This is a genomic window from Veillonella sp. Ser01, assembly GCF_053850375.1.
In genome coordinates this window covers 365,923-391,334 of record NZ_JBSPUA010000002.1, presented here as the reverse complement: position 1 = coordinate 391,334, position 25,412 = coordinate 365,923, and the positions used below count along the sequence as shown (strand labels likewise).

General features: G+C 39.7%; 22 protein-coding genes. 11 read left to right on the top strand and 11 right to left on the bottom strand.

What is annotated here, in order from left to right:
- Positions 1 to 87 precede the first annotated feature (87 nt).
- Complete coding sequence (locus ACWTVK_RS05655) at positions 88 to 1,647, top strand: hypothetical protein (protein WP_456046236.1); 1,560 nt, start codon at positions 88 to 90, stop codon at positions 1,645 to 1,647.
- A gap of 114 nt (positions 1,648 to 1,761) precedes the next feature.
- Here the strand turns inward: ACWTVK_RS05655 and ACWTVK_RS05650 are convergent, their stop codons facing one another.
- Positions 1,762 to 2,277 (bottom strand): flavodoxin family protein, encoded by a 516-nt coding sequence (locus ACWTVK_RS05650; RefSeq protein ID WP_456046235.1) that lies wholly within the window; start codon positions 2,275 to 2,277, stop codon positions 1,762 to 1,764.
- Positions 2,278 to 2,722: 445 nt separating this feature from the next.
- On the opposite strand from ACWTVK_RS05650, the gene ACWTVK_RS05645 reads away from it, so the two are divergent.
- Complete coding sequence (locus tag ACWTVK_RS05645) at positions 2,723 to 5,005, top strand: ribonucleoside-diphosphate reductase subunit alpha (protein WP_456046234.1); 2,283 nt, start codon at positions 2,723 to 2,725, stop codon at positions 5,003 to 5,005.
- A gap of 74 nt (positions 5,006 to 5,079) precedes the next feature.
- On the top strand, positions 5,080 to 6,108 hold the full coding sequence (locus ACWTVK_RS05640) for a ribonucleotide-diphosphate reductase subunit beta (protein WP_005375612.1): 1,029 nt from the start codon (positions 5,080 to 5,082) through the stop codon (positions 6,106 to 6,108).
- Between the two features lie 82 nt (positions 6,109 to 6,190).
- Here ACWTVK_RS05640 and ACWTVK_RS05635 read toward each other — a convergent pair whose 3' ends face one another.
- From ACWTVK_RS05635 to ACWTVK_RS05625, 3 genes are all read right to left on the bottom strand, one after another.
- Positions 6,191 to 6,829, bottom strand: a complete 639-nt coding sequence (locus ACWTVK_RS05635; RefSeq protein ID WP_456046233.1) for a hypothetical protein — start codon at positions 6,827 to 6,829, stop codon at positions 6,191 to 6,193.
- 444 nt (positions 6,830 to 7,273) lie between these two features.
- Positions 7,274 to 7,732 carry a DIP1984 family protein gene (locus ACWTVK_RS05630; protein ID WP_456046232.1) on the bottom strand — a complete coding sequence of 153 codons (459 nt, stop codon included), beginning with the start codon at positions 7,730 to 7,732 and terminating at the stop codon, positions 7,274 to 7,276.
- Between the two features lie 81 nt (positions 7,733 to 7,813).
- Positions 7,814 to 8,230, bottom strand: coding sequence for a GNAT family N-acetyltransferase (locus ACWTVK_RS05625; protein WP_295793940.1), 417 nt, complete (start codon positions 8,228 to 8,230; stop codon positions 7,814 to 7,816).
- Positions 8,231 to 8,759: 529 nt separating this feature from the next.
- On the opposite strand from ACWTVK_RS05625, the gene aroF reads away from it, so the two are divergent.
- From aroF to ACWTVK_RS05590, 7 genes are all read left to right on the top strand, one after another.
- Positions 8,760 to 9,773, top strand: a complete 1,014-nt coding sequence (aroF, locus tag ACWTVK_RS05620; RefSeq protein ID WP_119209223.1) for a 3-deoxy-7-phosphoheptulonate synthase — start codon at positions 8,760 to 8,762, stop codon at positions 9,771 to 9,773.
- A gap of 74 nt (positions 9,774 to 9,847) precedes the next feature.
- Positions 9,848 to 10,900: a 3-dehydroquinate synthase gene (gene aroB / locus ACWTVK_RS05615; RefSeq protein WP_456046231.1), complete on the top strand. Its 1,053-nt coding sequence runs from the start codon at positions 9,848 to 9,850 to the stop codon at positions 10,898 to 10,900.
- A gap of 106 nt (positions 10,901 to 11,006) precedes the next feature.
- Positions 11,007 to 12,275, top strand: a complete 1,269-nt coding sequence (gene aroA, locus ACWTVK_RS05610) for a 3-phosphoshikimate 1-carboxyvinyltransferase (RefSeq protein ID WP_456046230.1) — start codon at positions 11,007 to 11,009, stop codon at positions 12,273 to 12,275.
- 72 nt (positions 12,276 to 12,347) lie between these two features.
- Positions 12,348 to 13,442 carry a chorismate synthase gene (gene aroC, locus ACWTVK_RS05605; RefSeq protein WP_456046229.1) on the top strand — a complete coding sequence of 365 codons (1,095 nt, stop codon included), beginning with the start codon at positions 12,348 to 12,350 and terminating at the stop codon, positions 13,440 to 13,442.
- Positions 13,429 to 14,568 carry a bifunctional chorismate mutase/prephenate dehydratase gene (locus ACWTVK_RS05600; protein WP_456046228.1) on the top strand — a complete coding sequence of 380 codons (1,140 nt, stop codon included), beginning with the start codon at positions 13,429 to 13,431 and terminating at the stop codon, positions 14,566 to 14,568. Before aroC ends, ACWTVK_RS05600 begins: the two co-directional genes overlap by 14 nt.
- A gap of 122 nt (positions 14,569 to 14,690) precedes the next feature.
- Positions 14,691 to 15,926 (top strand): shikimate kinase, encoded by a 1,236-nt coding sequence (locus ACWTVK_RS05595; protein ID WP_456046227.1) that lies wholly within the window; start codon positions 14,691 to 14,693, stop codon positions 15,924 to 15,926.
- A 286-nt stretch (positions 15,927 to 16,212) separates the two neighbouring features.
- Positions 16,213 to 16,821 (top strand): type II toxin-antitoxin system RelB/DinJ family antitoxin, encoded by a 609-nt coding sequence (locus ACWTVK_RS05590; RefSeq protein ID WP_456046226.1) that lies wholly within the window; start codon positions 16,213 to 16,215, stop codon positions 16,819 to 16,821.
- A 59-nt stretch (positions 16,822 to 16,880) separates the two neighbouring features.
- Here the strand turns inward: ACWTVK_RS05590 and aroD are convergent, their stop codons facing one another.
- From aroD to ACWTVK_RS05575, 3 genes are all read right to left on the bottom strand, one after another.
- The gene (gene aroD / locus ACWTVK_RS05585; RefSeq protein ID WP_456046225.1) at positions 16,881 to 17,675 is read right to left on the bottom strand and encodes a type I 3-dehydroquinate dehydratase; all 795 of its coding nucleotides are present in this window, start codon (positions 17,673 to 17,675) and stop codon (positions 16,881 to 16,883) included.
- A 301-nt stretch (positions 17,676 to 17,976) separates the two neighbouring features.
- On the bottom strand, positions 17,977 to 19,209 hold the full coding sequence (locus ACWTVK_RS05580; protein ID WP_456046224.1) for an MFS transporter: 1,233 nt from the start codon (positions 19,207 to 19,209) through the stop codon (positions 17,977 to 17,979).
- 93 nt (positions 19,210 to 19,302) lie between these two features.
- Positions 19,303 to 19,722: an RrF2 family transcriptional regulator gene (locus tag ACWTVK_RS05575; RefSeq protein ID WP_005385239.1), complete on the bottom strand. Its 420-nt coding sequence runs from the start codon at positions 19,720 to 19,722 to the stop codon at positions 19,303 to 19,305.
- Between the two features lie 144 nt (positions 19,723 to 19,866).
- On the opposite strand from ACWTVK_RS05575, the gene ACWTVK_RS05570 reads away from it, so the two are divergent.
- Positions 19,867 to 21,234: an NCS2 family permease gene (locus ACWTVK_RS05570; RefSeq protein ID WP_227721275.1), complete on the top strand. Its 1,368-nt coding sequence runs from the start codon at positions 19,867 to 19,869 to the stop codon at positions 21,232 to 21,234.
- 257 nt (positions 21,235 to 21,491) lie between these two features.
- Here the strand turns inward: ACWTVK_RS05570 and ACWTVK_RS05565 are convergent, their stop codons facing one another.
- The 4 genes from ACWTVK_RS05565 to ACWTVK_RS05550 all read right to left on the bottom strand — a co-directional run bounded on the left by ACWTVK_RS05565 (position 21,492) and on the right by ACWTVK_RS05550 (position 25,160).
- Positions 21,492 to 22,829 (bottom strand): hypothetical protein, encoded by a 1,338-nt coding sequence (locus ACWTVK_RS05565; protein ID WP_456046223.1) that lies wholly within the window; start codon positions 22,827 to 22,829, stop codon positions 21,492 to 21,494.
- A 67-nt stretch (positions 22,830 to 22,896) separates the two neighbouring features.
- Positions 22,897 to 23,562: a hypothetical protein gene (locus ACWTVK_RS05560; RefSeq protein ID WP_456046222.1), complete on the bottom strand. Its 666-nt coding sequence runs from the start codon at positions 23,560 to 23,562 to the stop codon at positions 22,897 to 22,899.
- An 89-nt stretch (positions 23,563 to 23,651) separates the two neighbouring features.
- The gene (locus ACWTVK_RS05555; protein WP_456046221.1) at positions 23,652 to 24,413 is read right to left on the bottom strand and encodes a hypothetical protein; all 762 of its coding nucleotides are present in this window, start codon (positions 24,411 to 24,413) and stop codon (positions 23,652 to 23,654) included.
- 234 nt (positions 24,414 to 24,647) lie between these two features.
- Positions 24,648 to 25,160 carry a pyridoxamine 5'-phosphate oxidase family protein gene (locus ACWTVK_RS05550; protein WP_456046220.1) on the bottom strand — a complete coding sequence of 171 codons (513 nt, stop codon included), beginning with the start codon at positions 25,158 to 25,160 and terminating at the stop codon, positions 24,648 to 24,650.
- Positions 25,161 to 25,412 lie beyond the last annotated feature (252 nt).

Genomic DNA, 25,412 nt, shown 5'->3' with positions numbered 1-25,412 from the left:
CATGTAAAACCTCATAGGGCTTTCACCAGAGAACAGGTATACTAATAATAAGAGGGGAATTTATATTTATAGAGGGAGAGAACATCTATGAAATTTGCCATTAAACATTTATGGTCTTCGCTGCGGGACCTTGCAACGCAGTCACCTATATTGCTGGCATTAATTGCCATATTTTCATGTACACCGTTGTATAATGAACAAGATTGGTTTGCCGAAATCGACATTAAACTATACTCACTGTATTTCTTTATCGTTATATTACAAAGCTATATAACAAGAACTCGAAAGTTTTCCATTTTATTTACCTTAGTAAGTATCGGAATCAGCGTTGGCCTTTATATGATTCACGAAAGCTACGGCTATGTGCGAGGTATTGAACTGGCTACAGAAAATATATCGTACCTATGGCTATACTCCATGATTGCCTTGTATTTCACATCGCCTGGTGAACACTACATCGGGGAAATCATTAACCGCATCAAACGGATTGGCATCACCCTTGTTACGTCTACGCTATATAACATTGTTATCATCATGAGTTTATGGTTCTTCTTCATCATCGTGGACCAACCATTCAACTTTGAAGAAACCATTTTTAAGGTGCTCGCATCCATTAATATGTTCATTTGTCTATCTATGGTATGTTCTTACAAAGAGGATCCCGCAGGTCCTCCAGCACCAAACTCATTTTTTACTGTTGTATTCGGCATCATCTTGCCTAAGGCGTCCATTATTACAGGCATTCTAGCTAACATTTATTTAGTCTTGATTCTGTTAGGGCTTCGAGAGGATACGCGTTTCTTCTACACCTATTATCCGTATGTAGCCATTTTCTACCTATTCTACTTAGCTAGCTTTAGATCTAGTGAAAGTAGCAGAACACAGCAAATCCTATGCTTCTTGTTCATTACGCTAACTACACTGTGCTTAGCTCTTATCGGTAAACGTGTGATCAATGAACCTGTTCTCTGGCTCAATACGATTTACGTAAGTGCATTCAATTTAATCTTCTTAGTACACAATGTATACTCTCTTGTGAAGGGTTTAAAACCTTCTGTACACACAACAGTTATGGCTCTTGCCTTAGGTACTGTTCTCTTGACGCCATTCATAGGCTATACAACATATCGTGAATTTGTGACCTATACTAAAGTCGATGGCGAATGGCATGCAAGCCTACCAATAGCTGCTACCTTTGACCCTAACTTCACGGACTATGGCACACCATATGTCCCTGTAGATGATTTAAAACTGCCAGATACCAACCCAACAAACGGCAGACGAGTTGAATATATTAATTTTGATGCTATGTCTGTACCAAAGGTTATTTCTATTGCAGGCTACGATAAATACATTGAAAACATCGAATTAATAGTCTATGAAAAAGACCTTAAGGAATACGAAGTAGAATCCGCCAACTTCGACTCCATCTCCTTTAAATTCCTCAACAAAGGCCTTGATTTAGAGGTATCCCTACCAAATGGAGTGACAGAGGTCCATCATATTTATGATAAGTTCCTTACAGTTGATAAAACAGCTATCGATCCTGTCATTATAGAAGGCAATGGATATAAGCTATTGATTACGTCGTACTTCATAAACCAATTCGATACACGTAAACTTAAATTTAATGTACTTTATAACTAAGATCTCATAATCATAAATATAATAAAGAAACAATATCTTATTATAATAGTAGGCACAATATAATATTGTAATAGTACAAAAGCAGTACCCCAAAAAGGGTACTGCTTTTATTCATTATCCAAGCTTTGTAAGGATATCTTTAGCAAAGTCTTGGGCCTCTTTAAAATCGTCTTCATTTGGGTGTACTGCAGCTTGTTTGTGCCGTGCATCGCGGTCGGCAGATTGACCGTGGCTATGACCTTTCGGGAACATTTTATACATCATTTCGATGACCTTAGGGTCTACCTTACCTTGACAGATAAATGTCCCAACCGGCTCTACGCTATCAGGTAAACAGTTTGCTGCATTGATTAAACTTTCCTTTGCATGTGCCATTTGCGGTGGTACGCCTGCCGTTGCAAACAAGGCAACATGTGGATTATGTAATGTACCAAGTACATCACGAGCTTCTTTGTTGGCCGTTCCTTTATCCACCCAGAATCCTGCAAACACAAGATCGTAAGATGATACATCGGGTGGCAATTCTTTCATTGATACACATGGTGTACCTGCTGGCAATACACTAGTAATAGCCTCTGCCACTTGTTTAGTATTTCCCGTAAGGGATGAGTATATAACAATAGACTTCATGTCTTACCTCCTATTTACTATATATCTATTATAGGACATGTATGACATGCTTTTAATAAAATAAATCACAATAGTATATAGAACGATATAGAACGGAATTTTATATATTTCCACGTACTTATTTTATTTACTATTCTCAAAAGAGATATAGCATTCAAAATCATCATATATGCATCCTATATAGTATTTTCTAGTATTTATAACTATATCGATAAATTTAACCATACTATATTTATAATTTTCTAAATGTCAATATTGAATGTATAGGATTTTTTCGCTATAATCGTAACATAATGTATAAGCTTAATAGGAAAACTACAACATATAGTAGTTTTCTTATTTTTCTGATTAGACTTAACTTAAAAATATTTTATACTTTTCAGTCTAATCTTATATATGTTTAGATTAACAGTTTTATTACTTTTAAGACTCAAGGGGAACAGTAATGGAGATTATGATCAAGAAACGGGATGGCCATTTCGAGCCTTTATCCGTTGAAAAAACGAAACGTATGATTGCCTTCGCATGTTTGGGGTTAGATTCTTGTGATCCACTAGAATTGGAAATGGATGCGAAGTTACAATTCGTTGATGGCATGACAACTAAAGAAATTCAAAAAACTTTAGTACAAACAGCTATCGAAAAGGTTATCTCTAAAAAAGACGATGGCTTCGGCAACCAAGTAAATAAAATGAATCAAGATTGGCAATTCGTAGCGGCTCGTCTATTCTTGTTCGATCTCTATAAAGAAGCGGCTATCACTCGTCGCTATAAAGCATTCGGTTATGGTAACTTCCCAAATCTTGTACATATGCTTGTAGAAGAGAAAAAATACGCTGACTTCTTCGTTACAGAATATACACCTGATGAATTGCAAGAGTTAGGCGATTACATCAAACCTAAACGAGACTATCTCTTCAACTACGAAGGTCTTAAATTATTAGCTGACCGTTACTTGGTAAAAGGCTTCAACAAAGAAATCTTCGAATTACCACAAGAACGTTTCATGGCTATCGCTATGCACTTGGCATTAGTAGAAGGCAAAAACAAGGTAGAGTACGCTAAAAAATTCTATGACTTGATGAGCCAATTAAAAATGACAACAGCTACACCTACATTGGCAAATGCGGGCACACCATTCCATCAGTTGTCCTCTTGCTTTATCTCTGGTGTAGATGACAACTTATGGTCCATTTACGACGTAAACAGCAAGTTCTCCCGCGTATCTAAACACGGTGGCGCCCTTGGTATCTACCTTGGTAAAGTTCGCGCATTGAACTCTGACATCCGCGGTTTCAAGAACTCCTCTGGTGGCGTTATTCCTTGGATCCGTTTATACAACGATACAGCTGTTGCAGTAGACCAATTGGGTAAACGTAAAGGCGGCGCTACAGTAACACTTGATATTTGGCACAAAGACTTCTACGAATTCGTAGAGCTTCGTACAAACAATGGTGACGACCGTCGTAAAGCACACGATATCTTCCCTGCTATCTCTGTTCCAAACATCTTCATGGAACGCATGATCAGCCGTGAAAACTTCACCCTCTTCGACCCTCATGAAATCTTGGCTGTAAAAGGCTATGCTCTAGAGGACTTCTACGACACAGACGATAACAAAGAGTTCACAAAACGTTACCTTGAATGTGAACAAGATCCGAACTTACACGGCATCGAAGTGCCAGCACTAGACATGATGAAAAAAATCATGCGCTCTGCTGTTGAAACTGGTACACCATTCATCTTCTTCCGCGATACTGTAAACGCTGCAAACCCTAACAAGCATGCAGGTATGATTTACGCGTCTAACTTGTGCCACGAAATCGCACAAAACGTTGGCTTCACTAATCTTGCTGAAGAAATCATCAACGAAGACGGCACTATCACTACTAAAACAAATACAGGCGACATGGTTACATGTAACTTGAACTCCATCAGCCTTGGTCGCATTTCTGACGAAGAATTAGAAGAAAATATCGCTCTTCAAATCCGCATGTTAGACAACGTTATTTCCATCAACCAAGCACCAGTACCAGAATCTCGCATGACGTCTGATAAATACCGTGCTATTGGTCTTGGTACTTCTGGTTACCACCACTACCTTGTAAACCACGATATCCAATGGGAGTCCGATGAGCACATTGAAGTAGCTGACAAATTGTTCGAAAACATCGCGTACTATGCTATCAAAGCTTCCATGGAATTGGCGAAAGAAAAAGGTGCATACCCTGCATTCAAAGGTTCCGAATGGGAAACTGGTGAATACTTCACACGTCGTGGCTACACATCCGATCGTTGGAAACAATTGGCTGCAGACGTTGCAAAATACGGCATCCGCAATGGTTATTTGATGGCCGTAGCTCCTACAGGTTCTACTTCCAACATTGCGAACACAACGGCTGGTATCGACCCTATCTTCAAAAAATTCTTCATCGAAGAGAAAAAAGGTTCTTTCACACCAAAAACTGCACCAGATTTGAACAACAAAACATTCTGGCTCTACAAAGAAGCGCATACAATCGACCAACAATGGTCCATCAAAGCTTGTGGTGTGCGTCAACGTCATATTGACCAAGCACAATCTTTCAACTTGTATATCACACCTCAAATGAAAGCGAAAGAAATCCTAGATCTTTATGTTGAGGCCTACAAACAAGGTATCAAAACAATCTACTACATCCGTAACCAATCCCTTGAAATGGATGAGTGCACTAGCTGCTCCTCCTAATACGAGATGTGTTTATAAATCTGATGACGACCTATAGCAGTATAGGTCGCATCGTTGTATAAAGGAGTCCTACTATGGATAAAAAACTGATTTTCAACGAACATGGTGAACGTGGCACGCAATCTATGATTGGCGGCAACACCACAAACCTTCGCGAATGGAACCGTATCAAGTACGACTGGGCGAACCAAATGTACCGTACAATGCTCAACAACTTCTGGATTCCTGAAGAAATTTCCTTGAACGAAGACGTTAAGCAATTTCCATACTTAACAGATTACGAACGCCGTGCATTCGACAAAATTATTGCATTCTTAAACTTCCTTGATTCTATTCAATCTGAAAACTTGCCTAACTTGAGCCGTTATATTACAGCATCTGAAGTGGCATCTTTATTGAATATCCAAGCATTCCAAGAAGAAATTCACGCTCAAAGTTATTCCTACATTTTGGACACTGTAACAAATCCTATTACACGTGACAAAATTTATGACGAATGGCGTACAGATAAAACATTACTTGAACGTAATCGCTTCATCGCCGATGCATACCAACGTTTCAGTGATGATCCTAGCGAAGCAAACCTTATCCACACAATCATCGCCAACTATATCTTAGAAGGTATTTACTTCTACTCTGGCTTTAGCTTCTTCTACACATTGGCACGCCAAGGTAAAATGACAGCTACATCCACTATTTTCAAATACATCAACCGCGACGAAGTAACGCATCTTGTATTGTTCCAAAACATCATCCGCGAGTTACGTCGTGAACGCCCTGACTTGTTCACGCCTGAACTGGAAGCGAAAATCACTGACATGATTCGCCAAGGTGCAGAAAACGAAATTGCTTGGGGCCAATACATCACTGATGATAAAATCCTCGGTCTTAACAATGTTCTTATTGAACGCTACATCAAATACCTTGCCAATATCCGCTTAGAAGCAATCGGCTTGCCTCATCTATACCCTGAAATCAAGGACAATCCAATGGAATGGATTGAAAGCTTCTCCAACTTGAATAGCACAAAAACTGACTTCTTCGAAGCAAAAGTTACAAACTATACAAAAGCAGCGGCATTTGATTTCGATGATTTAGAATAATAAAAAAATGATAAAAGAAAAAGTGATTCTCACGATGGGAGAATCACTTTTTTCATTATAAAGGTTATTCAGTTAATAACGGTTAGCCAGCTGTATATGGGCCGAATCGACCTGCAAATAGATAGGAACCCATTTTACCAAGTTTGGCAGCAAAGATAGAAGCTACGATACCTAAAATAATCATAATCCATGCGTTATCAGCATTTACACCGTTAGCAATAGCGATGTAGGCTTGTGCACAGGAAAGAATAAAGTAGATAACTGTTAAGTAAATCTTTGCTTTAGGAATTTTAGATGTTCCTGTTTTGTAACGTAATTTACTACCAATATAACCAGAAATACCACCAATAATAACGAGAAGTGGTAAAATCATTGCTACTAATGTAATGGCAGGGAATAATACATTTTCAATAGATGGAATCAATAATGCAATAACAGGTACTAAGAAAGAAGCTGCTGTTGCTGCGATTGGGAAATGTACCGCAATTGGATGTAAATGAAGATCTAGCAATTTTTCACGTTTTGTATTAATGCGACGTGGCTTGTAATCCATCCAAACTGTTGGAGGAAAACCACATGTTGGACAAGGTTGATCCCTGTACTTAGCATCCTCAATATATCCGCATACACGGCAAATTATCCATTCCGTACCTTGTTCAGGTGTTGATTTAGCTGCGGTAGAACTTGTTGCTGCCGTAGCTGCTTTTTGTTCTGCTGTCATAATGAAATCTCCTTACTTAAGAAATTCTATATAATAAAATAATGATTATTATTTAATTATATTATAACATAATTCGCTAAGTAAAAAGTAAAATTTATATGTTTATCAAAAAATTAAATATTCCATAGTACTAACATACCTATAATCAAAAATAGCGGTATTTGATTTCGATAAATTAGAATAATAAGAAAAAGATACCCAATTCAGATCTTTGAATTGGGTATCTTTTTATCGTTTATATTTAGAAATAGTCCCCCAACGCCACCCTCATCAAAATAGTTGACACATGGTAATACATTATAAAAAATAACCATACATTTATACGCCATAAGGGCCTACACAATACATACCTTCAATGCCCCATACATGTAATGGAATAACATCTTTTTACGAATTAAGCAATCGTGGCTTTGTATCCACCCTATCTTGATTACCAACTTATGATTAATACTCTATTAAATCAACCGTCCAATTGGTTGACTGTAATAAATTATCTAAGATACGAATCTCCCTGGATATTACATCTGCTGTTTTTTGTAATTCACTTACATTCACAGTTGCTATCATTTTAATTTCCGAACCACGAGCACGGTAGTTGATAGCACTTGCACTATCTGCTAAAGCACGATATGCAGATAGGCGCATAATTGCACCTTCTTTTTCCGCTATAATTTGTGTTAAAGAACGCCCTTCAACAATAGTTGCACAGTTAGTAAGATTAATATCTTTAATGAGTTGTTGAAGTCTAGCAATTGCTGCTTCTAGTTCTTGCATCAACACTGTAGGGTTTTCATTAGGTTTTTCCCCTTCCTGTACTAAACTATTTTGATTTAAACGACCTTGCAAATCACTAATTTTTTTATTTAAGTCAGCTCGTTCTTGTAATGCCTCAGCTAGTTTCATATTCTCTCACCTCGTAACAAAATAATATGCGCATCAATTTATTTAATGCTACCCATCTACTTATTCTTATTATATAACGACTTATAAAACCTTTCGCATCAAGATATGTGGGCAACCTTCATCAAGGTATTCTTCCCCTTCTGCTTTATATCCGAGGGATTCATAGAATGGTTTTGCCTGTACTTGCGCGGATAAAGAGCAAGTCTTAAATCCATCGCGACGAATACCGTTTTCTGCAGCCATCATAATCTTAGTCCCTAAATGTTGCCCACGATACAACTTACGTACCGCCATGCGTCCAATGTGGGCGTCGCCTTCATCAGAACTTGGAAAGTACCGACAAGTACCTGCTGCCTTGCCATCGATAGATAAGAGAACAAATTTTGCTATATCATCTATTTCATCGAACTCGTCTTCAAAACCCTGTTCTTTCATAAACACATCAATACGTATTTGTTTTATTTCCTCTGTTATATGATCTAAGATTTGAATAACCATATCGTCTCCAAAGCGACTCATATATCGCTATTTATGTAAAATTATTTTTGTCATACTCTACCTAAGAGCGTCAATTGACGTGAGTTAGGTTCATCACCGAAAGGTGGTTATACTATGACTATACTACAATTTAGTCAGGAATAGCAAAAATCATTTTTATACAAAAGACCTCATTATATCTGCATTCCAAACAATTTATGAAGCACATTATTTTTAAAACTTCTATGAAATTTAATTTTAAGTATTGCATAATCTTATCATTTGGGTTTATACTATACCCAACATTTTAGAAAGGAGCAACCAAAGATGACTAACCAAATTAGCCTCGCTACAAAACAATACTTTTATTGGTTCTTTATCCAACGTACGGGTAAGGAACTATTTGTGGTACGCTAATTAAGATTTAATCATTATTAGTTGCTTAGAATAGTAAAAGGGCTGCCCGTATTAAACTACGGGTAGCCCTTTTTTGTTTGCTATCCCGTATGGTAAGCCCTACTATTCACTGTAGTTATAAGGAGGAATTATCATGATTATTACATTGAAACAAAACGCAGCAGAAACAGAAGTATCTCGTTTACGCAGTGAATTAGAGGAAAAAGGCTTCATTATCCATCCTGTAGAAGGTGCACGCTATAATATTTTAGGTCTTATCGGAGATACAGCATCCCTCGATGCGCGTCAAATCGAATCCCTTGATTTCGTAGATAAAGTAACTCGCATCCAAGAACCATACAAAAAAGCAAACCGTAAATTCCATCCAGATGATTCTGTAATCAACGTAGGTGGTGCATTGATCGGTGGCGGTCACTTCGCAGTAATGGCAGGTCCTTGCTCCGTAGAAACACCTGAACAAGTATTAGAAACAGCAAAAGCTTGTAAAGCAGCAGGCGCTACAATTCTTCGTGGTGGTGCTTTCAAACCTCGTACTTCTCCATACTCCTTCCAAGGCATGGGTCCAGAAGGCTTAGAATTGTTAGAGCTCGCAAAAAAAGAAACAGGTCTACCTATCGTTTCCGAAGTTATGGATATCTCCCAATTACAATACTTCGATAACGTAGATATGCTTCAAATCGGTGCTCGTAACATGCAAAACTTCACACTTTTAAAAGAAGTAGGTAAATTAAACAAACCAGTTCTTTTAAAACGTGGTTTATCTGCTACATACGAAGAATGGTTGATGGCTGCTGAATACATCATGTCTGAAGGCAATGAACAAGTTGTATTATGCGAACGTGGTATCCGCACATTCGAAACTAAAACTCGTAATACATTAGACGTAACAGCAATCCCTATGATGCATGAATTATCCCACTTGCCAATCATCATGGACCCTAGCCACGCTGCTGGTATGAGTCGTATGGTTCGCCCACTTTCCCTTGCATCCGTAGGCGGCGGTGCAGATGGCCTTATGATCGAAGTTCACAATGATCCATCCAAAGCATTATGCGACGGCCCTCAAGCATTACGTCCAGACCAATTCACTAGCCTTATGAAAGAAATTATCGCATTGCGTCAAGCATTGGTGGAATGCACTAAATAATCTTAAATAGCACACAAATGAGCTAGTATCCGTTATAATAGGTACTAGCTTATTCTTTTAAGAAAGGAACTGTTATGACTCGCATTCATATTAACGCGTCCACACCTTATGACGTTGTCATTGAGGAAGGCGCTTTACAACGCATCACCGATTATATTAAACCATTAAAACCAAATTGCCGTGTTATCATCGTCAGCGACAGCAATGTGGCACCGCATTATTTGGATTCTGTGAAAGCTAATATGGAACATGCGGGTTATACTGTTTGTGATTATGTATTCCCTGCTGGTGAAAGCTCCAAAAGCGCTCATCAGCTCATCGATTTAGTGGAATACATGGCGACCCAATCATTAACACGTAAAGACCTGCTCATCGCCCTTGGAGGCGGTGTAGTAGGTGATATGGCGGGCTTTGCCGCAGCTACCTACTTACGTGGTATCGACTATGTACAGGTGCCTACCTCACTTTTAGCCGCTGTAGATTCCTCTGTAGGCGGTAAAACAGCAGTTAATCTCGAGGCAGGCAAAAACTTGTGGGGCGCTTTCAAACAACCTATCCTTGTCCTCTGTGATCCTACAACACTTAACACCTTGCCAGACATGGAGTGGAAAAATGGATGCGGAGAAATTATTAAATATGGTTTCCTCGATGTACCAGGGTTATTAACCCAACTCGAGCATAAGCCATTAATAAAGCATCGTGATAGCGTTAGCGCAGTTATCGCTCGCTGCGTTCAAGCAAAGGCGGATATCGTAGAGCAAGACGAACGTGAATCTGGTGTTCGTACTCTCTTAAACCTCGGTCATACCTTTGGTCATGGTATTGAAAAAGCGAGCCACTTTGAAGTCCACCATGGCTACGCCGTTGCTATTGGCATGGTCCTTATGGCGCAAGGTGCTGTCAAACATGGAGAATTAGATGCAGAGGCGTTAGACAAATTAAAGGTCCTCATCGAAGCACACGATTTGCCAACCACTACGACCATACCAAAAGAAGAAATCCTAGCAGCTGCTAAACATGATAAAAAAAGCGAAGGGGCTACTATAAAAATCGTTATCCCTACTAGTTATGGCCATAGCGAACTCAAGGTTGTCACCCACGAAGAGTTAGCAACCTATCTTGATTAAGCTAACTTATCTATTACGATTAAGTTATCTAAGGTTTCTAGCACCTATAACCTGCATAATTGTTATTTGTAATATAAGGTTTACCTAATATTTAAAGGAGATTTATATGCATTCCGTAACGAACGCCATTCCTACAGGAACGATTGCGTCCATCCCAGCAAAGGCACATGCACACCGCGCATTAATTTGTGCAGCCCTTGCTAACTCTCCATCTACTATACTACTAAGCCGTACCTCTAAAGACATCGATGCTACTATGGACTCCTTGCGAGGCTTAGGTGCTCACGTAGTATATGAAAATAAAATTGTTACCGTTACTCCTGGCCCCGCTCCTACAAAGGGCAATGTAGTACCTCACGAATCAGGCACTACATTACGCCTTTTATTACCTGTAGCTGCATCCATCTGTAACGATGTAGATGTAGATGCCAAAGGTCGTTTACCAGATCGCCCTCTCGAACCTATGCTAGGCGAAATGAAAGCGCATGGCGTAACATTCTCCCAAGATAAACCACCATTTACTATGACAGGTCGTCTTCAAGGGGGCAATTTCTCCATGGTAGGCGATGTAAGTAGTCAATTCTTCTCTGGTTTATTGTTGGCAGCCCCTCAAATCGGCTTATCTACTATTACCTCTACTACGCCACTACAATCTAGCGATTATGTAACACTAACTACTGAAACAATGCGAGATTTTGGTGTCGAAGTAGAACACACTTTACCAGACACAAACATCAATGAGGCTTTCACAGTACCATTTGGTGCGTCCTTCATAGGTCGTGATAATTACCAAATCGAAGGCGACTGGTCTAATGCAGCAATCTGGATGGTAGCAGCTGGTATGACGGGCAAACCAATTACGATTACAGGCATGAACAAAAACTCTGTACAAGCTGATCGCCGCATCATGCAAGTTATGATTGATGCTGGTTGTGATGTTGTATGGGATGGTATGAATATAACGGTCAAAGGTCGTGCTTCCAAGCCGATTCATGCAGATCTAGAGCAAATGCCGGATATGTTGCCTGTTATGGCTGCTCTTGCTTGCTCTATTTATGGTGAAAGCTCCTTTATTAAGGGTGCCCGCCTACGCTTAAAAGAATCCGATCGTCTCATAGCTGTTGCTAATCTCGTAAGAGACTTAGGCGGTACAGTGCGTGAAGACGGCGATGACCTATATATCATCGGTAGTGGTATACTTAAAGGTGGACAAGGTGATTGTGTAAATGACCATCGCCTCGTTATGGCCGGTACACTGATGGCTCTCATCAGTGAAAATCCTGTTACATTACAAGATAGCGAGGCTATCACAAAATCCTATCCAGACTTCTTTGAGGACTGGAACTTACTTGGCGGGAATGCACAACCAGTTTAGATTTCTAATCGTATCTGGTTTAATCTAATAGATAATAGAAATAGTACGTACTATATAGTAGGAGTTAATATAATGGCATCTAATTTCGGTAAAACCATACAGGTATCTACCTTTGGCGCCTCTCATGGATACGCTATCGGCGGTATTGTTGAAGGTCTACCTTGTGGACATACCATCGATATCGATGAGTTAAAAGCCTTTTTAAAGCGCCGTGCGCCAGGGCAAAATCAATTAACAACACAACGTAAGGAAGCCGATACACCTGAATTTTTAGCAGGTTTGGTGGACGGCATGCTCAGTGGTTCCCCATTGGCATTTATGATCCGCAATACATCGCAGCACTCTAGCGATTATAATAACTTACGCGATATCCCTCGCCCCTCTCATGCGGATTTTACAGCCCGTATGCGCTACGGCGACAAGGTAGATATGCGTGGTGGCGGTCACTTCTCAGCACGCCTTACAGCTCCGCTTTGCGTAGCTGGTGGCATCGCTCTACAACTATTACGCGAAAAAGGCATTGAAATCCACGGCCATTTAAAACAAGTGGGAACCATCCAAGATGCTTCTATCGATATGGTTCATCCAGATATGAAAGCATTAGCTAGCATCGCTACAGAGCCAATTGCTATGGTTGATTCACAAAAACGTAACGAAGTAGAAACCCTTGTTATGAACCTCAAAAAAGATGGGGACTCTACAGGTGGTATAGTTGAAGTCGTTGCTACAGGTCTACCAATTGGCCTTGGCAACCCAAACTTTGATGGCATCGAGAACCGCTTAGCTCGCGTAATCTTTGGGGTACCCGCCATTAAAGGCGTATCCTTCGGCGGTGGCTTTGATATGTGTGCACAACTTGGTTCCGAAGTGAATGACGCTTTCACCATGGACGGCGACAAGATTACAACCACAACGAATAATAGCGGTGGTATCCAAGGTGGTATTACCAATGGTTTACCACTCGTTATGCAAGTGGGCATCAAGCCAACACCATCCATTTATAAAGAACAACATTCTGTGTCCCTTTCACAAAAAGAGGACACATTACTCACAATCCAAGGTCGTCACGACCCATGTGTAGCGCTTCGTGCAGTACCTGTAATCGAAGCTGTTACGGCCCTTGTTATTCTTGATTTCTTAGGAGATATTGACCATGAACTTAGATGAAGTACGCGTTAAAATTAACGATATAAACGACCAAATGCTCGCCCTCTTCAAAGAGCGCATGGAACTCTCCAAGGACGTTGCGGCGGCAAAAAAAGAAATGAACAAGGCTATTTACGATGCCAAACGGGAACGAGATATCCTCGACAAAGTAACTCGAGATGCAGGCCCAGACCTCGACCTCTACGCACGCCGTTTCTTCGAAGCATTATTCAGCTTGAGCCGTACGTATCAGTCTGAACAATTATTCCAAGATAATGAGTTCACTGTTAAAATGAAAAAGGCTATTGAGCAGTCCCCTACCTTACCTCCACAACGGGGCAGCGTAGCTTGTGCTGGCATCTTCGGTAGCAATGCACAAGTGGCGTGTGATAAATTATTACCACTCAGCCAAATTCACTATGTAACAGGCTTCCGTGCCGTATTCGACGCTGTTGAGTCTGGAGAATGTCAATTCGGCGTATTACCTATCGAAAACAGCTCCAATGGTTCTGTAAAAGAAGTGTATGACCTTCTAGAAGATCGTAAATGCTATATCGTACGCGGTACTCGCCTATGGATTTCTCACGATTTACTCGTGAAAAAAGGCACAAAACTAGAAGATATTCACACTATCATCTCCCATCCTCAAGCATTGGGCCAGTGCAGCCACTTCCTAGAGAAATTAGAAGGCGTAGAATTGCGCTCCTTCGATAACACGGCTCGTGCAGCACAGCTCGTAGCAGCTAGTAACAATCCTGGCGTAGCAGCTATTGCAGCTCCTCAATGTGCAGACTTGTATAATTTATCTCCATTAATGCGCAATATCCAAAATAGCGATAACAACTATACGCGCTTTATCTGTATCAGCAAGGACTTCCATGTATACCCAGGGGCTAATAAAATCTCCGTGGTAACTACAGCAAGCCACGCTCCAGGTGGCCTTGGCACATTACTTACGAAGTTTGCAAATATCGGCGTAAATCTTACCAAACTCGAGTCTCGCCCGATTGTAGGGCATAACTTTGAGTTCTTATTCTACCTCGACTTAGAAGCCTCCTTAGCAGATCCAAAGGTATTGTCTGTACTAGCAGAGCTTCATACATCACAAGATAAGTTCCGCTTACTCGGTAATTACCCGGAAAACTAATATATTCTCCGTACTAGTCCCTATCAGGGCATATATAGTACAATGAATATAGTTATAAAACGTCAATGGCTAATAGGTACCAGCCTATTAGCCATTCTATGTATATTGACCTAGGAGGTCCTATGAAATTTGGTTTACTTGGCCGTACGTTGGGCCATAGCTTCTCCCCTCGCATTCACAGTGCATTAGGGAATACAAATTATGAATTATTTGAACGCGAACCGAGCCAATTGCAAGAGTTCTTCGCTGATCCAGAACTACAAGGTATCAATATCACTATCCCATACAAGGTAAATGCCCTTGAGGCGTGTGATGTAGTTGACCCTCGTGCTGAACGCATCGGTTGTGTGAATACGATGGTTCGCAAAGATGGTAAATGGCACGGCTATAATACAGACTACGATGGTTTTGTATTTACTCTACAACATGCTGGCATTGATGTATCTGGCAAAGAATGTATTATCCTTGGCGATGGCGCTTCCTCCGCTACCGTTCACGTAGCTCTTGAAGACTTAGGAGCTAAGAACATAGTTCACCTCTCTCGTAAGACGGCACCATTCTATGGTGATGCGCCTAATTACTACGAAACAGCACAGATTATTATTAACTGCACACCTATCGGTATGTATCCTCATAATCCAGCTAATCTCATCGATATTACGCAATTTTCCAAGCTAGAAGGCGTTGTAGATCTCATCTACAATCCACGCCGTACAATTTTGCTGTTACAAGCTGAAATGATGGAAATTCCGCATTGTGATGGCTTGCCATTCCTCGTGGCTCAAGGCGTTGAGGCGGCTAATCATTTCCAAGGTGAAAGCTTTGGTACAAAGGAAATCGAGCAAATCTTACGAGATATGCGTCGTGAAAAGGAAAACATTATCCTCATCGGCATGCCTGGCGTAGGAAAAACTACAGTCGGCAAAGCACTCGGTGAAGAAATGGGCCGTACCTGCGTTGATGTAGATCATGAGTTAGAGAAAGAAATTGGTGATATCTCTACCTATATTACAGAACAAGGGGAACCAGCCTTCCGTGAAAAAGAAGCGGAAATGATTGCAAAACTCGGTACAGAAACAGGCCTCGTTATCTCCACTGGCGGCGGCTGTGTAACAGTACCTAAAAACTACGCGCACCTACGCCAAAATGGTCGCATTTACCAATTAACACAACCTGTAGAAAACCTATCTACCTCTGGTCGTGTCCTTTCTAGTGGTGGCATCGAACGCCTACGCGAACTGGAAGCAACGCGTACACCAATGTATGAAAGCTTCGCCCAATGCATCGTAGAACATAAGCGTAATGCACCAGAAACAGTGGCGGCAATCCTAGAAGACTTTGAGGCAAACTTATTGTAAGAGCTTGTATATCGCATTTGTAGAATACTATACATCTGTCTTTCTAGATAAAACTAAAACTCATATCTTACCTTCATAGATATAATACTAAAAGCAGTAGCTATCCGAAAGATAACTACTGCTTTTTTATGTGTCCTATGTATTATATATATTTGAAAAAGCTACCATTTGCAATTACAATGTAATTACAAATAGAATTAATTAACTTAACAAACTTTTAATATAAACTCAATAATATAACCAACGAATTACAATCACAAGCCAAAAGAATACTGGGAGAGATACTATGAAAACCGTAAACCTACAAGTCCGCATCAACGAAGATCTAAAACAAGAGGTATCTAGCATATTGAAAGCCCAAGGCCTATCCTATACCTCCATGCTTGACGCACTATTCCGTCAAATCATTAAAGAACGTCGCATTCCGTTTGCCATTGCTTTACCAACAACATCTACAGATGAAACACCAACGCCAAATACACTCAACAATGACGGCACCTACAAACAACCCCGAACCACATTAAAGGCATCAGATACTACTAGATTGTACGGAACATCAACCACAAATGAGGTTGAAATATCCTTTGATAAAATTGATAAAACAGGAATACTCAATATCCGTATAAATCCTAAAGTTAAAACACTAACTACGGCAATCCTAAAAGAAATGGGATTAACTATATCTCAAACTATAACACTTGTGTCTAAACAAATACAATTCGCTAAAAATATTCCTACGACTATACATCGTCCCAAATGGGTTGATGCCATAAATAATAACTTATGGACTGAAGAAGCTTTAAACGCTAGAGTCCAAACTGGCCTTAATCAAGCTGAAAATGGGATTGGTGAACCTGCAGAAAAAGTCTTTAATGAGCTTCTTAAAGATTTATAAGTAATGAATACATTGCAGGAAATACTAACCATATAAAAAGTCGGCTCTCGCCGACTTTTTTAATGCACTTTTACGCGTTTATGTTGTTGTTTATCGAAGACGCCATCTACGTCGATGGTATCGAGGATGCGTTTTAGTTCATGTACATCGATTTGACCTGGTGCCGATGCTTTACCAGCAGAGGCAAAGGTCATAGCATTACCAAACAATGCGCCTGCTGTGCGTGTAACAGCCCCCAATGGCCCCATGGCCATCGTAATGATTGGGTCAGATGGATACAAGGCTTTAACTTCAGCTGTTGCTTCAAGGAGGGTTAATACGTCCCCTGTTGTATGAGGCATAACAGCCATCTTTGGCACATCAGCCAAGAAGTCTTTCATTTGAATGAGACGATTTACAATAACCTCATGGCTTGGTGTACCATTAAAATCATGATTACTCATAACTATGGTTACACCATGCACCTTGGCGAATTCTATCGTTTTAAGCATTCTATCTTGATCAAAGAATAGTTCGATATCAATAGCATCCACTAATCCAGTCGGAATAAGGCGCTCTAGCATTGTAAAGTAATCATGTGTAGAAATGGATTTCTCACCACCTTCACCTTTTGTGCGCCAAGTAAATAACAAAGCACGCCCTTTTAACTGAGGTTTGATGAGCATTAACAATTCAATAATAGCGTCAATGGAGTGGGCCCGCTCGTAATAGTCAATGCGTAGCTCCACTACATGACACGGTGTATTACATGCAACCGCAGTGGCATCTAAAATTTCTTTCATTGTTGTGCCCACAATAGGAACACATATTTTTGTACCCTTTTCACCGAGTACAGCATGACCGATACGGACCATAATAACTCCTTTCCGTCCCACAGGGTGAGACAAATGACTTACCTTAAACTAACTATATACCAATATTTTGGTAAAAGCAATCAATCCGGCTATATTGGATTGCTATTCACAAAAAATGTATGAAAGCCTGTCATTATGCACTAAAATAGTATTTTTAGATGAACGATTAACATCATTTTTTGTTATATCCCATCTTCTCAATCTTATTAAAATTGGTCAGATTATCCAATCCCCATGAGTATATCTAATCTCTCAAAATAAAAACTCCACACATAATCGTGTGGAGTAATCATTTATGGTATTATTCGTGCTTAGCAGATAGTTTTCTAGATTGGAAAGCCATATATAACAATAACAAGCCTGTAATACTAAATACATAGGATATGCCAACATAAGTAGATACAATACTTGCAAATACAGGACCAACCATAGACCCAAATTGTTGAGCAGTCGTAGTCATACCAAACATGCGGCCTCTAAAACTTGGGTCTGTATTGAGGGTTACCGCTGCACTTAAGGATGGGTTAATACCTACTATACAAGACCCAATGAGTACTTGTAATACACCAAACCACCAGATACCTACTGGCAAGCTTTGAAGTAAAAGGACGATACCACTCCCCATCATACAGTAGGAAATAGTCTTAAAATAACCACGGCGTTCACCAAGGCGAACCCATAGGTTCGTCGTTAAGGATCCTGCTAAGCCGCCGATACTAAGGATGGTGCCAGAGATCATAGCCGCCCCTTCCATAGTGCCTTGCATATCGCCTACATAGAGGGCCAAAATAGGTTGCAACATCATAATAGCGCATTGCATGAAGAAGAATATCCAAAGTAATCGTACTAATACAGGCTGTTGTTGAACCGCTTTAAAGTCTTCACGTAAGGATGTAGATTTAGTAGGTTGAGTAGGTTGCGCTGCTCCATCAGTGCCTACAGTATGTAATTTGGGTTCTTTTACAAAAAATAATACGGCCAAAGTCGCAATAAATACAGCAATACCAGATACATAAAATACAGGCCGCATCCCTACAACACTTTCAACGGCACCACCTAAAAATGGACCGATGACATTGCCTAAGATAAGACCGGTTTGAAATATACCTAATGCTCTACCAACCTGTTTTTCATCAACACTAAGGGACACCATAGTCATTGCTGCTGGATAGAATCCATTAGCAAAACCAACGAGCGCACGCCCCATGAGTAATTGATATTGGTCTGTAACTAAGCCAATTAATACATAACAGATAGCGATGGCAAAGCCAGCACGCAAGGCCATCCGTTTTTTACCTTTATTATCGGCAATCTTGCCCCATATAGGAGCCATAATACCTGCAATGAGAAAGGTAATACCGAAAACGAGACCCGACCAAAGAGCTACGTCAGCCTTTGGAACGCCTAATTCTAAAAGATAGATAGGCAAAAACGGAATGATCATAGTGTAACATATGGCTAGCACTGTCATGGCCGCCGTAATAATCCATACATTGCGCATGCCACCGCGAGCGTCATATGTAGTGGTACTCATTCGGTCCCTCCTTTCATATATAAAAGTATATATAGCAAGATACTTTTACATTCTATATAAATAAGAGCCGCATATGATACGCGACTCTCTCATTTATTCCGTTGGAAACTTGTGATCCATTACATCCTGTAAGGATACGCGTTCCATAACATGACGGAATTCATCTTGCAAGTACTGCCACAATGGAGCAGTCAAGCAATCGTTAAACATCGGACATGGCTCTACATCGTCTTCTAAACAAGATACGAGAGCAATGGAGTCCTCTGCAGCATATAAAATTTCATATACATTGTATTCAGCCGGCGATTTTACCAAGCGATATCCACCGTATTTACCACGTCCACTTTTAACGAGGCCAGCGGAGGATAAGCGAGATACAATCCCCTCTAAGTATTTATCGGAAAATCCTTGGCGTTCTGCAATCTCACGAATTGGTACATTTTTTTCTACCCCGTGCTCTGCAATATCCGCCAATATCCGTAAGGCATAGCGCCCTTTTGTAGATATTTTCATAAGTTAACCTCTAAGTCATTTCATAATATATTTATAGTATATCACAAATTCATACAAAAAATGGTGGGAAATATGATACACTATACATATATCAAAATATTTTATTTGGGTATTTTTTAATTTCATATGGGAGGATGTTATCTAATGTTAGATAAACTATTTCAACTCAGTGAACGCGGTACAACTGTTAAAACCGAAATTTTAGCTGGTATTACTACGTTTATCACGATGGCGTACATCCTATTCTTGGCGCCTAACATTCTTAGTCTCGGAGGGATGGATAAAGATGCAGTTCTCATCGCTACTGCCTTAGGTGGTGGCCTTGTAACGATTGCTATGGGTTTATTCGTAAACTATCCGATTGCCCTCGCTCCAGGGGTTGGCCTCTTAGCCTTTTACTCCTTTACCGTAGTTCTCGGTATGGGCGTATCCTGGCAAACAGCATTAGGTGCGGTGTTCATTTCCGGTCTCGTATTCCTCGTATTAACACTTACGTCAATACGCCAAATGATCGTTGAAGGCATCCCGGCCTCTATGAAGGTTGCCATTACTGTTGGTATCGGTCTCTTCATCGCTATCATCGGCTTGAAATTATCCGGCTTGATGGCTATCTCCATTAGTTTGTCTCCCAACTCCTTAGGTCAAGTTGTGCAAACACATGGTAACTTAGTACCTCCTGCGTCCGAAGCACTCTTAACGCTCGGTAATTTGCACAGTGGCGAAACATTGTTGGCTCTATTCTCCCTCATCTTTACAGCTCTATTGATGGCTCGTAAAATTCAAGGTTCTCTCTTGATTGGTGTGGCAGCAACAACAATTCTTTCCTACGCTACTGGCCTTTCTACAATGCCTGAGAACTTCACTGTATTGGCAGTGCCTGATTTCTCTAAAGCAGCATTCCTTCAATTAGATATTCCTGGTGCGCTCCACATGGGCTTAATCACGATTATCTTCTCCTTCACCTTCGTAGAATTGTTCGACTCCATGGGTACCTTGATTGGTACTGCAACAGAGGCGAAAATTGCAGATCCTAAATCTGGTAAATTCCCAGGCCTTGGTAAAGCCATGACTGTCGATGCAATCGGCGTTAGTGCCGGTGCATTGCTCGGTACTTCTACTATTACTGCCTTTGTTGAAAGTGCAGCCGGTGTAGGTGCTGGTGGCCGTACAGGCTTAACGGCTGTCACAACAGGCGTATTATTCTTGATCTGCTTGTTCTTAGCTCCAATCGTATCCTTGGTGCCAAATGCAGCAACCTCTCCTGTTCTTATCATCGTTGGCGCCCTCATGTTAGGTGCTATCAGAAACATCGACTTCGATGATTGGACAGAAGGCTTCCCAGCATTCCTAGTTATCGTTTTGATGCCTTTCACATATAGCATTGCTAACGGTATCTCTGCAGGTCTCGTTGCATACCCTCTACTCAAGATCATTTCTGGTCGTGCAAAAGAGGTTAACTGGATTATGTACGTATTGGCGGTACTCGTTATCATCCGCTATGTATTCTTCTAATTAACGTATGCTCATAATTAAGCTATTAGTGAAAGCTAACATTTGGTTGCTATAATCACTAATAGGCTAAGAACAAAATATATGTAAAATGCCAAAAGCATAATATATGTAAATTACATATTCTAAAAGAACCTATCTCCAAAGATATTAATAAAGTATCTGGGAGATAGGTTCTTTTTATTATGTACTGTTTTCGGTAAATGCTAAAGCTCTATGATAGCAAAAATTGTACTAAACAGTCTTATTACTGTTTAATATTAACGAATCGTTTTTACACCAATTAAATCTGTACGACTTGGATCGATATCTTTTAACGGCACTACATGATCTCTATAAAAGTCTGCTTCAGATGCTTTCACAGGCACTTGGAAGAACAAGAAATACGCCATATTATCCTTGTACCACGTAACACTGCGCACTAAGCCCTTATCTACATCACCTGTATATTGAACCTCTCCTATTGGAGTAGAGTCACTCCACTGTACATCATGATACTCCATTGGGATATATTCTTCAGGCCAAACCGTATCCATAGAGTAGCTCATGCGGAAGACCATAGTATGAGTTACCCAACGACCGCTGCGCTCTTGATACTCTTCACCTTGCTTCCAATATACAGTTTCTAATACATCATTGTCATAAAAATGTGTAGCATAGTATGTATAGCCAAACGGTAAATAACTTGGTACAGATACGTCATAGGACACCTTATGAGATGCATTAATTACACCGCTAGGTAAGCCCTTGGATTTGCTAGTGAGTATAGGCCATACAGAATTCGTATGTGTACGCACTGGTAAAGGAATCGTTTCATAAGGAGGCCAATCTATTTTAACATTTTGTTTACCCTGTTCTTCAACATTTTGTTTAATAGGTTCTTCAATATGTTGCTTATCATTGCGGTCACCACGTAGTCGAGTATCATCAGCGGCTACGTTACTCAAAGGACCTACAGAGTCTACAATTTTGCTTACAAAGTTTTGGTTTCTTAAAGAAGCAAAGTAAAGCATATGAACTTTATTATCTTTTTCCCAATAAGCGATTTGAATAGCATCTTTACTATAACCTAACGTATGTACAGAAATTCCATTAGGGGTAGTAAAGCTAACTGCATCCTTAGCGTTGTACTTTGTCTTTTCCAATATAGGATTTACTACTGTATCGATAGCCCACCCCATACGATATACAATATCTGTATTAGAGAAGGTTAACTTCGGACCATATTCTCCATCACGGCCCGTTTCCGTATATACAATTTCTAATACGTCATGGTCCTTGGCCTTTACATCACGTACTGCATAGTCTTTAGGCATATAAGACGGAACTTGTATAGGATAGCCAAATTCCTGCACAGCACTTTCAATATTAGTTTCAACTAAATCATAATCATCAACTTGATCATACCAGCGATAACGATCCATAAGTTTTTGATTATCATCGATAATTTTCTGATTATCTACATCTCGTTCAACAGGAACGGTATTACCATTTTTATCTATTAACGGGTATGTAGCACTAACTGGCTGTACCCCAAAGGTGCTTACTGCTGTAGCCATCGTGGCACATAAAATGGCAGCTCTTATTATTTTCTTCATATTCTCTCCTCTTTGAGCGGTTATACACGTTTCCGCTTTATTCCAAGTAAATCACTACATGATCTATCTATATTTTTATAGGCTCCACATGTTCCTTATAGAATTCAGCATCAACTGCTTTCACTGGTTCTAAGAACAATAAGGAGTATGCCATACCGTCTTTTGTCCACGTAATGCTGCGGATCAGTTGTGCTGCTGGATCCCCGGTGTAAAAGACTTCGCCAGATTCACCCTGTTCAGACCATTCAAAGTCCTTATACTCTGCAGGAACATACGGTACATCTTTTACATCGTTCACGGAATAGCCCATTCTATAAACAAAAATGCTACCGAGATTTTTCTTACCATCTCTATATGTTTGAGCATTTTTTATAAAGTATACAACCTCTAATACATCATTTTTATCTTGACGCACTGTATAGACCTCATAGCCATAAGGGATATAGCTAGGTGCCTTAACCTCATAAGGAAGCTTCTGTGCTGCCTCTATTAGATTGCCCTTAAAAGTATGCGCCTTTTGTATATTCTCTATAGGCCAATCATGAAAGTGCCACTGTAAATGGTCAGTTCTAGGCTCTACATTTCTAAAATTATGTCCTAGCTTATGTGTTTGAGTAGATACAGACTGATCTGTAGTATTAGAGGTATACACAGTTTCTGCTGTTGCCATTCCTACAGATAGTAGCCCAGTAGTGATAACAGCTAAAACGGACTTGTACATTGTTTTTCTCATATTTTTTCCTCTTTATAAGCGACTACTAATTTCGCCGCTATACACAATATATTATTTTAGATACAGTTTGTATAACATCAGTGTATCTGCTAAGGAATCATTCGTTCTTTATCGTATTCATCTCTTGTTTTGTTTGAAATCTTCGTAACCGGATAGTTTCCTAACAATTCATAACGTGAGCTATCTATATTTTTTACAGGCACCACATGTTCCTTATAGAATTCAGCATCAACTGCTTTCACAGGTTCTAAGAAGAATAAGGAGTACGCCATGCCGCCTTCCGTCCACGTAATGCTACGGATTAGTTGTACGCCTGGCTTACCTGTATAATACACCTTGCCAGATTCACCTTGTTCAGACCATTCATAGTCCTTGTACTCTGCAGGAATATACGCTGTATCTCTTACGGTATCCAAGGAATATCCCATTCGATAAGCCATAACATTAGTAATAAATTTATTCCCATCCTGGTAGATAGGCCCGCCTCTTTTGTAATATACAACCTCTAAGACATCATTTTGATCGTGACGCGCTGTATAAAGCTGATATCCAAAAGGTATATAACTAGGTACTTCAGCCTCATAATGCAATTTCTGAATAGCCTCTGCTACCCCCTTAAAGTTACGAGCACCGTCTTGAGTCATCATAGGCCAGCCTACTAATTGCATTCTTGGTATTTGTATAATCGGAGAAGCATTATTCATGTTTGGCGTAATATTTTTAGACTTAGATACGGCCTCAGAATTATTATTAGATACAGACTGATCAACAGTATCTGCAAATACATAGCTTGCAGATAGTAAACCAACAGCTATAGCTGCTAATATCGTCTTACGCATTATTTTTCTCATATTCTCTCCACTTATAACAATTTATAATATGCTCCACACATATAATGATATATTTTCTTATTTATATCAAAATCAAGCTACCGTTTCTGTAGCTCTAGCTACTTCATAAAACTTTTATCTTTCCTTTTGTGAAAGCATGGTCACAACCAAATAATGTATCTAATGCTTAGGTTCGATATAAAAAATCCTACTGAACACTATATGATCATAGAGTTCAATAGGATTGTTGTGTCATTATTTAGTTAATGGCGGCATAATAGTATCTTGTTCAAGTTGTCTTCGCCTTTTGGCCGTATAGTCGACAATTTTAATTTGAACTACGCCCACAGAGTTTACCATGGCTTCCGTAAAAGTGAACTCACGACTTGTCTGATGTTTCATTAACACTTGTAAACCATGGGCCTTTTCATCAATAGACTCTAAATAGGTAGCCTCTCCACGACCCATCACACTAGAGTATACCGAGCTATATTTACATGGTATATCTCCACCTGAAACGAGGGCTTCATCGCTACCATCAATTTCAATAAATACATGGGGATTCGCTTGAATCAAACTAAACTTTTTCCCCTCATAATGGCCATGTACATAGATATAAAGTACCTCATCTATAAATTCATATCCAAAATGTAAGGGCACCACGTAAGGATAGTCACCATCCATCATGCCTAGGTGAATAATACGAGTACTATTTAAAATGCCCTTAATTTCATCTATATCTGTAACTATGCGATCTTGTCGTCTCATAATAATAGCCTCCACGATTTTAGTAAAAGATAATCTATGTATTATTATAGCAAATTTTTTAAACCTTTTAAGGCATAGTATCCTTTTAAAAATTATGAATAATTTCTCTTTTATTCGTATATTAATAATACTTTTCTTTCTATATGTCTACTGTATAAATACATTTGACTTTTTGTAATAGATACTGTATTATAAGAAAATAGTTTTATATATTCTATAGATTATAAAGGCTATGGGTATCCATGGCTTTTT

What these genes read in the sequence shown, in the direction of transcription:
- ACWTVK_RS05655 (WP_456046236.1), top strand. Translation starts at nt 88, where the DNA reads ATGAAATTTGCCATTAAACATTTATGGTCTTCGCTGCGGGACCTTGCA.
- ACWTVK_RS05650 (WP_456046235.1), bottom strand. Translation starts at nt 2,277, where the DNA reads ATGAAGTCTATTGTTATATACTCATCCCTTACGGGAAATACTAAACAA.
- ACWTVK_RS05645 (WP_456046234.1), top strand. Translation starts at nt 2,723, where the DNA reads ATGGAGATTATGATCAAGAAACGGGATGGCCATTTCGAGCCTTTATCC.
- ACWTVK_RS05640 (WP_005375612.1), top strand. Translation starts at nt 5,080, where the DNA reads ATGGATAAAAAACTGATTTTCAACGAACATGGTGAACGTGGCACGCAA.
- ACWTVK_RS05635 (WP_456046233.1), bottom strand. Translation starts at nt 6,829, where the DNA reads ATGACAGCAGAACAAAAAGCAGCTACGGCAGCAACAAGTTCTACCGCA.
- ACWTVK_RS05630 (WP_456046232.1), bottom strand. Translation starts at nt 7,732, where the DNA reads ATGAAACTAGCTGAGGCATTACAAGAACGAGCTGACTTAAATAAAAAA.
- ACWTVK_RS05625 (WP_295793940.1), bottom strand. Translation starts at nt 8,230, where the DNA reads ATGGTTATTCAAATCTTAGATCATATAACAGAGGAAATAAAACAAATA.
- aroF (WP_119209223.1), top strand. Translation starts at nt 8,760, where the DNA reads ATGATTATTACATTGAAACAAAACGCAGCAGAAACAGAAGTATCTCGT.
- aroB (WP_456046231.1), top strand. Translation starts at nt 9,848, where the DNA reads ATGACTCGCATTCATATTAACGCGTCCACACCTTATGACGTTGTCATT.
- aroA (WP_456046230.1), top strand. Translation starts at nt 11,007, where the DNA reads ATGCATTCCGTAACGAACGCCATTCCTACAGGAACGATTGCGTCCATC.
- aroC (WP_456046229.1), top strand. Translation starts at nt 12,348, where the DNA reads ATGGCATCTAATTTCGGTAAAACCATACAGGTATCTACCTTTGGCGCC.
- ACWTVK_RS05600 (WP_456046228.1), top strand. Translation starts at nt 13,429, where the DNA reads ATGAACTTAGATGAAGTACGCGTTAAAATTAACGATATAAACGACCAA.
- ACWTVK_RS05595 (WP_456046227.1), top strand. Translation starts at nt 14,691, where the DNA reads ATGAAATTTGGTTTACTTGGCCGTACGTTGGGCCATAGCTTCTCCCCT.
- ACWTVK_RS05590 (WP_456046226.1), top strand. Translation starts at nt 16,213, where the DNA reads ATGAAAACCGTAAACCTACAAGTCCGCATCAACGAAGATCTAAAACAA.
- aroD (WP_456046225.1), bottom strand. Translation starts at nt 17,675, where the DNA reads ATGGTCCGTATCGGTCATGCTGTACTCGGTGAAAAGGGTACAAAAATA.
- ACWTVK_RS05580 (WP_456046224.1), bottom strand. Translation starts at nt 19,209, where the DNA reads ATGAGTACCACTACATATGACGCTCGCGGTGGCATGCGCAATGTATGG.
- ACWTVK_RS05575 (WP_005385239.1), bottom strand. Translation starts at nt 19,722, where the DNA reads ATGAAAATATCTACAAAAGGGCGCTATGCCTTACGGATATTGGCGGAT.
- ACWTVK_RS05570 (WP_227721275.1), top strand. Translation starts at nt 19,867, where the DNA reads ATGTTAGATAAACTATTTCAACTCAGTGAACGCGGTACAACTGTTAAA.
- ACWTVK_RS05565 (WP_456046223.1), bottom strand. Translation starts at nt 22,829, where the DNA reads ATGAAGAAAATAATAAGAGCTGCCATTTTATGTGCCACGATGGCTACA.
- ACWTVK_RS05560 (WP_456046222.1), bottom strand. Translation starts at nt 23,562, where the DNA reads ATGAGAAAAACAATGTACAAGTCCGTTTTAGCTGTTATCACTACTGGG.
- ACWTVK_RS05555 (WP_456046221.1), bottom strand. Translation starts at nt 24,413, where the DNA reads ATGAGAAAAATAATGCGTAAGACGATATTAGCAGCTATAGCTGTTGGT.
- ACWTVK_RS05550 (WP_456046220.1), bottom strand. Translation starts at nt 25,160, where the DNA reads ATGAGACGACAAGATCGCATAGTTACAGATATAGATGAAATTAAGGGC.